Below are 7955 nucleotides of genomic sequence, written 5' to 3' on the forward strand. Positions count from 1 at the left end.
TGCATGGGCAAAAGTCCGGCTGCCGAGCCTCGATGAATGGGAAGTCGCTTCCCGGGCAGGTGCTTCTACCCTCTACTTTTGGGGCAATGATGCTGAAAAAATTGGAGAGTACGCCAATATCTGGCATGGTCGGAACCATAAAGTTGCTGATGCTTCAGATGGCTATCTGTACACTTCTCCGGTAGGTAGTTTCAAACCTACTGCCTATGGTTTGTATGATATGTATGGAAATGTATTCGAATTTTGCGAGGGCACATTAATGACCGATCCCAAAGGTCGCAAGCTTGCCCACGCCAGGGGCGGTTCCTGGTGGTGCAGTAAAAGTGCCTGTGGTTTCTTCAATTCCCTGGATATTGGAAGAGTAAGCCCTCATGCTTCCTTCAGCAATCAGGGATTCCGGGTGGCTAAACTCTAAAATGCATCTGGCTCTGTACTCCAAAAATCTACTGAAACTGTGCTGCAATCTCTTTAAATTAATGCTATACCTTTGGATCATTACAAACAAAAGAACATGCAGATCGTCAATAGTACACCCAAAGATATAGAGACTATTTTTAAGTTTTATGATGCCGCTGTAGCCTATCAGAAAACCAAATTCAACAAGCACTGGCAACCATTTGAACGCACTTTAATTGAAAAGGAAATTGAAGAAAACCGGCAATGGAAGATCCTCATAGACGGAAAGCCGGCTTGTATTTTTGCTGTCACTTATCAAGACCCCGAAATATGGGGAGAAAACAACAACCCACCCGCAATTTACCTTCACCGTATTGTGACCTGGCCGGACTTTCGGGGCCGTAATTTTGTAAAGATTATTGCAGACTGGGCCCGCGATTTTTGTAAACAACACCAGAAATTATTTATCCGTATGGATACCTGGGGAGATAACCAGTCTTTGATTGACTATTATGTAAGCTGCGGTTTTACCTTTAAAGGAATTACTAAGCCTATGGATTCAGATCAGCTTCCTGCACACTATAATGCAATTACGCTGAGCCTTTTCGAAATAGAGGTTTAATAAAAACAATATAATACTTGGAAGTCTGGATTTTTCTATGTTGCTTTGTATCTCAAAGTACTTTCAAATGGAAGATAAAGACATCTATGCCGAATTGTCGTCTATCAGGAACCTGATGGAGCGTTCTGCTAAATTTATTTCACTGAGCGGTTTATCCGGTGTCATGGCAGGTGTGTATGCATTGGCAGGATCGGCAATAGGGTACAAGATCGTTTATGGGAATTCCAAAAGTTTAGCCTACCGGGAGCATTACGTAAATGATGCTTATATCACCTGGAAATTAATTGCAGTGGCCGTTGCCGTATTAATTTTATCACTTGCTACAGGTGTCTATTTAACCATCAGAAAGGCCAGGAAGAACAAACAGGAGTTTTGGAACCCAGGCAGTAAAAGATTACTGGTGAGTATGGCCTTTCCTTTGGTTACAGGAGGCCTGTTCATTCTGGCGCTTTTGTCCAGAGGCTTTGTTGAAATTGTTGCACCTGCCTCGCTTATCTTTTATGGTTTATCATTGGTTGCAGGAAGTCATTATACCTATAAAGATGTAAAATGGCTGGGCATCATGGAAATTGCTTTGGGATTAATCGCTGCGCTGCAACCCGGTTATGGTTTGGTATTCTGGACCATTGGCTTTGGCGTGCTGCATATTGTATATGGTTCCATTATGCACTTTAAATACGACAGGTGAAAAATCCACTGATCCATTTCGACAAAGCATTCGAAAACCGTATACGTTTGCAGATCATGAGCGTATTAGTAGCTAATGAACACTATGATTTTAACTCCCTAAAGGAGCTGCTTGAAGTCACAGATGGCAACCTGGCTTCGCATTTAAAAGCTTTGGAAAAGGAAGAGTATATCACAGTGAACAAAACTTTTGTTGGAAGAAAACCCAATACCCAATACCTTGCTTCAGAAATAGGCAGGAACGCTTTCAAAAGACATCTCCAGGCACTTGAAAATTTGATTAAACAACAGAAACTCTAAATTTTTTTATCTATACACTTTGTAATGCAAAGTACTTTTAAAAGTAAAATATAACAATGAATACAACAGAACAACCCGAAAAACAAACCTTTAGAGAATGGCTGAAGCAGTCATTTATGGTTAAAGCAACCGTTATTGGCATACTTGTACTTTTATTGCTTATTCCTTCTAATCTCATACAGGACCTCATCCGTGAAAGGCAGGCAAGAGGAGAAGAAGTTAGTGCTGAAATCGCCGATAAATGGTCAGGCAGTCAGTTGGTACAAGGCCCTGTTATGGTACTGCCCTATAAAACTACAGTTTCAGAAAAAAATGCAGCCGGAAAATATGAAGACAGAGAACTGATTACCAATATCTATTTGCTTCCTGAAGTTTTGAACATTGCGGCTTCGGTACAACCCAGGAAACTTCACCGTGCCATTTTTGATGCCGTAGTATATGATGCTAAAATTCATACAACAGGTAAATTTGATGCCCTGGAACTTCAAAAATCAGATATCGACCCCAATAAAATTTTATGGGACAAGGCTAAAGTAGTGATTGGTTTAAGTGATTTGAAAGGTTTAAAGAACAACCCGGTCATTAAGCTGGAGAACAAGCCCTATAATGTAGAGCCAGATAACCTTTCCAAGGTATTCAATGCTGCAGAAGCAGCAACTAATGATATACAAAATCTTTTTGAAAATAACCTGGTGATTCGCCCCGATCTTTCAGTCAGTAAAAGTACGGCTATAAATTTTGATTTTGACCTGGATATCCGGGGAAGCGGAGACCTGAACTTTATGCATTTGGGAAGGACCACCAATGTTAGAGCCTCTGGTAACTGGAATGCCCCGAGTTTTACCGGTCGCTATCTTCCTGAAGAACGTAAGATTGCAGGAGAGACTTTTGATGCGAACTGGAAAATGACCTATTTTAACCGCCCATTGCCACAACAATGGATAGGAGGTAAGACCAGTCTGCAAGCCAAAGGTGAGGATGCTGCAATTTTTGGCGTAAAATTTAAACTTCCTGTAGATCAGTATCAAAAAACCATGCGTACCGCAAAATATGCTATACTGATCATTCTCCTTACTTTTATTTCACTTCTGTTTACCGAATTGCTGATTAAGCGCAGTATACATGTACTTCACTATGCGCTTATCGGATCTGCTATGACCATTTACTATATTTTGCTCCTGTCCTTTAGCGAACAAATGGGCTTTAACATTGCCTATCTGATTGCCTCAGCAGCCACCATTGGATTGATCAGTACCTTTATTGCGTCCTTGCTGCGGAACAAGAAAGCGGCGGCGATTTATGCCGCCATTATTGCCACTTTCTATTGCTTTGTATATGTCATTATCCAGCTTGAAGACCTGGCTTTATTGTTTGGAAGCATTGGCCTGTTTGTCATTGTAGGCGTGCTGATGCATTTAGCTGCAAGGGTCAATCTGGACAAGAAATAATATAGATTAAAAAGACATCGTTTGCTCTCCGATACTGCCGGCAGCCGAAGGGTTGCTGGCAGTTGGTTATGGCCAGGCAAGATATTTAAATGCCAATTTTTGCGTATTATTGAATATTAATCCCTGGTAAATCTATGTTGTTTAAAAAAGTATTTTCCTTTCTTTTGTTTTCCGTATGTCTTTTTTGCAGCACGAACCTTCATGCCCAAAAAACGGATACGACAAGGAAGCCTATTGCGAAAGATAGTTTAAAACTGGATTTTGTAGAGAAAATGCAAGCTTTTGCAAAACGATCTTCAAAGAAAAGCGCAGAAGATTTTGACGCTGATAAAGCATCAATCAATCAGATCAAAACATTTGATGAGCTGAAACGGACGATGCAGAAAGCAAAAATTTACCTCAAAAGTAAGCTAGATACGCCAGGAACTAAATTAGTGCTTCAGGAAATTGAGAAAGATTTTGCAATAGCAGGTGATGGAGTGTTTACCAATAAAGGAACAGCGCAGACTTTTCGCAATTTAACTGCAACCTCTAAAATACTGGCTCAGTTACTGAATAAGGCAAATGCCAGAAAAATAAGTTTAGATCTTCATCTTCAGGAATTAAACAATTTTCGGTATCAACTGGATTCCTTACTGAGCGTTCCTTCCCTGTTTAAATTTCCTAAGGATTCAACAACACTCATGAAGTATCTGCAAAAGATACGTGTCATAGCCTATGAAACCAGTCCGGTAGATACTTCATTAACACTTGCGAGCAATAATATCCAGACATTACTGAACCAGGTCAACCTTACAGCGTTTAATCTACAGAGCAGTTTAGAAGAAATTGAAGCCTATCAAAAAGATATGGCCAATCAAACGTTCAAAAGAGAATTTAGTAATATATGGGATCCTGAAGGTTTTTACCGTCCTTTTGGTGAGATACTCAATTTTTCTAAAACGAAAGGATTACTGACACTTAGTTTTTATGCTGAAAATAATGCGGGTAAACTGGCCGTAATGATTTTACTTATACTGACCTCATTTATTTACCTGCGGTCTCTTAAAAACATTTATATTGAAGGCGGTCTGCTTAAACCAGATTTTGATGGTCAGCTGGTGATCCGATATCCATTGCTGTCAGCCATCTTATTGGTGATTAGTCTTTTCCAGTTTGTTTTCCTATCACCGCCCTTTATCTTAAGCGTTATCTTCTGGGCAATATCCTGCATTTGCCTCAGTATTATTTTTAAAGATTTTGTTAGAAAGTACTGGATGCGTGTCTGGTTATTGATGGTGATACTTTTTATAATTGCTGCACTGGGTAATCTGGTTTTGCAGGCATCCAGAGTCGAACGATGGTTTATGCTTTTCATTTCTATCTTTGGAACAATAGCAGGGATCAATATCTTATTAAGAGGACACAAGGACGAGCTTAGAGAAAAGTGGATTGTATGGTCAATTGCGTTTATGACCTTACTTGAACTCATCTCTGCACTGGCCAACATGATCGGTCGGTATAATCTGGCAAAAACATTATTTATCAGTGGTTTTCTGAATGTCGTTATCGCTATTCTTTTTCTCTGGACAGTACGGCTGATTAATGAAGGACTATTCCTGGCCTTTAATGTATATTCAGGCCAGGACAAGAAACTGTTCTATCTTAATTTTGAAAAAGTAGGTAAAAAAGCTCCCGCTTTGTTTTATTTAGTACTGATCCTCGGCTGGATCGTATTATTCGGGCGTAATTTTATTGCATTTGACTATCTGTCTAAGCCTCTTTTGAATTTTTTCAGCGAAGAGCGCACACTCGGCAATTATTCTTTTAGTATAAACAATATGTTGTTGTTCATTACGATTATGGGGATTGCTGTGGTCATTTCCAAAATTGTCTCTTTCTTTGCCTCAGACAGACACCTGCATGCCGGGAAGGATGATAAATCTGGAGCTGAAGGGATTGGCAGCTGGCTTTTGCTGGTTCGTATTTCTATACTCAGCATAGGTTTGTTTTTAGCTGTTGCAGCAGCGGGAATTCCGGTTGATCGGATAACCATTGTTTTAGGTGCACTGGGTGTGGGTATAGGATTCGGTTTACAAACCCTGGTCAATAACCTGGTGAGCGGGTTGATCATTGCATTTGAAAAGCCCGTAAATGTAGGTGATATTGTAGATGTGGACGGTCAGGGTGGCAAAATGAAATCCATAGGCTTTCGTAGCAGTGTCATTTCTACCTGGGACGGAGCCGATGTGGTAATGCCTAACGGCGATTTGCTCAATGCCCATCTGGTCAATTGGTCGCTTGGCGGAAATCGCAAACGGATATCTATTTTAATTGGAGTTGCCTACGATACAGATCTTGAAAAATGCCGGCAGATCCTTGCTGAAATTTTAAATAGTGAACAACGGATCAGTAAAAATCCGGGGCCCGTAGTGCAATATGAACAATTTAGCAATAGTTCGATTGATCTGAAAGTTTATTTTTGGACAAAGCACATCGGAGATACTTATGCTACAAAAAGCGACCTGATCATGAAAATTGTAACCGCTTTTAGAGCAAACGGAATTGAAATTCCATTTCCTCAGCAAGACATTTATCTCCATCATCCAGATAAAGCAGACGACGATCACTAGATACTGAGGTTCTTTTTAAAATCGCTGGGTGAAACTTTCGTATAATGCTTAAAATTCCGGTTAAAATTGGTCAGATTATTAAAACCACTTTGAAAGCACACCTGCGAAATAGACAAGTTATCATTGCACAACAGCTTACAAGCATAGCCTATCCTAACTTCATTTACAAACTGGGTAAAGGTCTTCTGGGTTTGGGCTTTAAAATATTTGCAAAAAGCAGATATGGTCATGTTAGCCAGCATTGATGCATTTTTCAGGGTGATCTCTTCAGCAAAATTGTTCATAATATAGTTATATACCCGGTTGATCCGTTGAACATCTTTTTGATTATGTGGATTGCTGTAACCAACACTGGCCAGACATTTGTATTCCTTTGTTTCAGACAAAAGGTTCAGGATATGTAATAAGTTAATAATCCTTTTCAGTCCAGTACTTTGCAGCAACTTATTCAACAGCCTGACCACCTGCTTTTGAGATTTGCCATACACCCGTATTCCCCGGTTGATGTCTTTAAGTAATTCATTGAACCGTGTAACTTCATTGGAGTTAATAAATTCCTCATTTAACCAATCCAGCCTAAAGTAAGTCACAATAGCTTTTACCTCCCGGGTACTTGCAGGCTCATAATATTCTTTGTCATTGTACATCACATGCGGAAGATTTGGACCCATTAAGACCAGATCTCCGGCACTGAAATCCTCAATGCTATCTCCAACGATTCTTCTTCCGCTGCTGGTATTGATCAGCACCATCTCATATTCATTATGAAAGTGCAATGGATTACTCAGGTTCTTTACATTAACCTCCTTTATAAATATAGAATGCTGTAAAACAGTTTTGGTTTCAATCAGAAGTGGTTGCATACGCTAATTTGCTTAAAATATCTGATAAACTATAATTTTGGATAATATAGTGTCAGTATCAGACAAAGCAGGTAGAGGTAATGGCAGGTTCAGCATATAACTTTATTCCCTATAACTAACCAAACCAATTCAACCAAAAACCAACACTATGATTCGTATACGTTTATTATTATTATCGGTCTTCCTGATCGGTAGTTTTGCTCAGGCACAAGTAAGGAACATCACGGGGACGGTACGTGATGCAGCAACTAATACACCATTACCAGGAGTAACTGTGATGGTAAAAGGTACCACAATGAAGGTGCAGTCCAATGCTACCGGCAACTTTGTCCTGGATCTGGGAATGGAAAAATCCCCGGTATTGATCTTCCGCTATGTCAGTTACACCCCTCTGGAAGTTCCGGTAGGAAACAAAACACACCTGGATGTTCAGCTCACAGAAGAGAAAAGAGAACTCAATGAAGTCGTTGTCGTTGCTTACGGCACCCAGAAAAAAGTTAACTTATCTGGTGCAGTTAATACTGTAAATACCAAAACGATCATCAACAGACCGGTCACCTCTTTAACCAATGCTTTACAGGGTACTGTACCAGGTGTAGCCGTCAAATCATCTCCTGGCGATTTGGGTAATGATTTAGGTAGTATCAATGTAAGGGGACGTGCAAATTTAGGGACATCGTCTCCTTTGTTTGTGGTTGATGGTGTGATCGTTACTCAAAATGATTTTGCCCGTATCAATCCTAATGATGTGGCAGCGATTTCTATATTAAAAGATGCTTCTGCATCCTCTATATATGGTGCAAGAGCAGCAAACGGCGTAATTTTGGTTACAACCAAAAAAGGGAATGGCAGCCCAACAATTAGTTATAATGCTTATTACGGCAGGCAATCGGCCACCTATCTGCCAGATTATACCAACGCATATAATTACGCCATTTTACGTAATGAAGCAGAAACCAATCTGGGCAGAACACCACTTTATGATGCGCAAACCTTAGAAGCGATAAAAAGCCAGTCTAATCCGGAT

8 protein-coding genes are annotated in these 7955 nt (G+C 40.0%); 7 read left to right on the forward strand and 1 reads right to left on the reverse strand.

Annotation, left to right across the window (positions count from 1 at the left end):
* The 6 genes from VNZ46_RS02785 to VNZ46_RS02810 form a co-directional block, all read left to right on the forward strand.
* On the forward strand, positions 1-415 hold a 415-nt coding region (locus tag VNZ46_RS02785), incomplete at its 5' end, for a formylglycine-generating enzyme family protein (protein ID WP_325558549.1).
* Between the two features lie 96 nt (positions 416-511).
* On the forward strand, positions 512-1018 hold the full coding sequence (locus VNZ46_RS02790; RefSeq protein ID WP_325558551.1) for a GNAT family N-acetyltransferase: 507 nt from the start codon (positions 512-514) through the stop codon (positions 1016-1018).
* Between the two features lie 67 nt (positions 1019-1085).
* Positions 1086-1706: a hypothetical protein gene (locus VNZ46_RS02795; RefSeq protein ID WP_325558552.1), complete on the forward strand. Its 621-nt coding sequence runs from the start codon at positions 1086-1088 to the stop codon at positions 1704-1706.
* On the forward strand, positions 1703-2005 hold the full coding sequence (locus tag VNZ46_RS02800) for a winged helix-turn-helix domain-containing protein (protein ID WP_307866637.1): 303 nt from the start codon (positions 1703-1705) through the stop codon (positions 2003-2005). The genes VNZ46_RS02795 and VNZ46_RS02800 overlap by 4 nt, the downstream gene beginning before the upstream one ends.
* Before the next feature lie 56 nt (positions 2006-2061).
* Entirely contained in the window at positions 2062-3453 is a 1392-nt protein-coding gene (gene creD / locus VNZ46_RS02805; protein WP_325558555.1) for a cell envelope integrity protein CreD, read from the forward strand.
* A gap of 134 nt (positions 3454-3587) precedes the next feature.
* The gene (locus VNZ46_RS02810) at positions 3588-6065 is read left to right on the forward strand and encodes a mechanosensitive ion channel domain-containing protein (protein WP_325558556.1); all 2478 of its coding nucleotides are present in this window, start codon (positions 3588-3590) and stop codon (positions 6063-6065) included.
* Here the strand turns inward: VNZ46_RS02810 and VNZ46_RS02815 are convergent.
* Positions 6062-6928 carry an AraC family transcriptional regulator gene (locus VNZ46_RS02815; RefSeq protein ID WP_325558558.1) on the reverse strand — a complete coding sequence of 289 codons (867 nt, stop codon included), beginning with the start codon at positions 6926-6928 and terminating at the stop codon, positions 6062-6064. The two genes, VNZ46_RS02810 and VNZ46_RS02815, sit on opposite strands and share 4 nt — an antisense overlap.
* A gap of 148 nt (positions 6929-7076) precedes the next feature.
* Here VNZ46_RS02815 and VNZ46_RS02820 point away from each other — a divergent pair.
* Positions 7077-7955 (forward strand): TonB-dependent receptor plug domain-containing protein (locus tag VNZ46_RS02820; RefSeq protein ID WP_325558559.1); only part of this gene is annotated, 879 nt, incomplete at its 3' end.

The organism is Pedobacter sp. (assembly GCF_035566355.1).
Classification (GTDB): domain Bacteria; phylum Bacteroidota; class Bacteroidia; order Sphingobacteriales; family Sphingobacteriaceae; genus Pedobacter.

Coding starts and splice junctions, on each gene's coding strand:
- creD (WP_325558555.1), top strand. CDS start 2,062: ATGAATACAACAGAACAACCCGAAAAACAAACCTTTAGAGAATGGCTG.
- VNZ46_RS02815 (WP_325558558.1), bottom strand. CDS start 6,928: ATGCAACCACTTCTGATTGAAACCAAAACTGTTTTACAGCATTCTATA.
- VNZ46_RS02790 (WP_325558551.1), top strand. CDS start 512: ATGCAGATCGTCAATAGTACACCCAAAGATATAGAGACTATTTTTAAG.
- VNZ46_RS02810 (WP_325558556.1), top strand. CDS start 3,588: ATGTTGTTTAAAAAAGTATTTTCCTTTCTTTTGTTTTCCGTATGTCTT.
- VNZ46_RS02795 (WP_325558552.1), top strand. CDS start 1,086: ATGGAAGATAAAGACATCTATGCCGAATTGTCGTCTATCAGGAACCTG.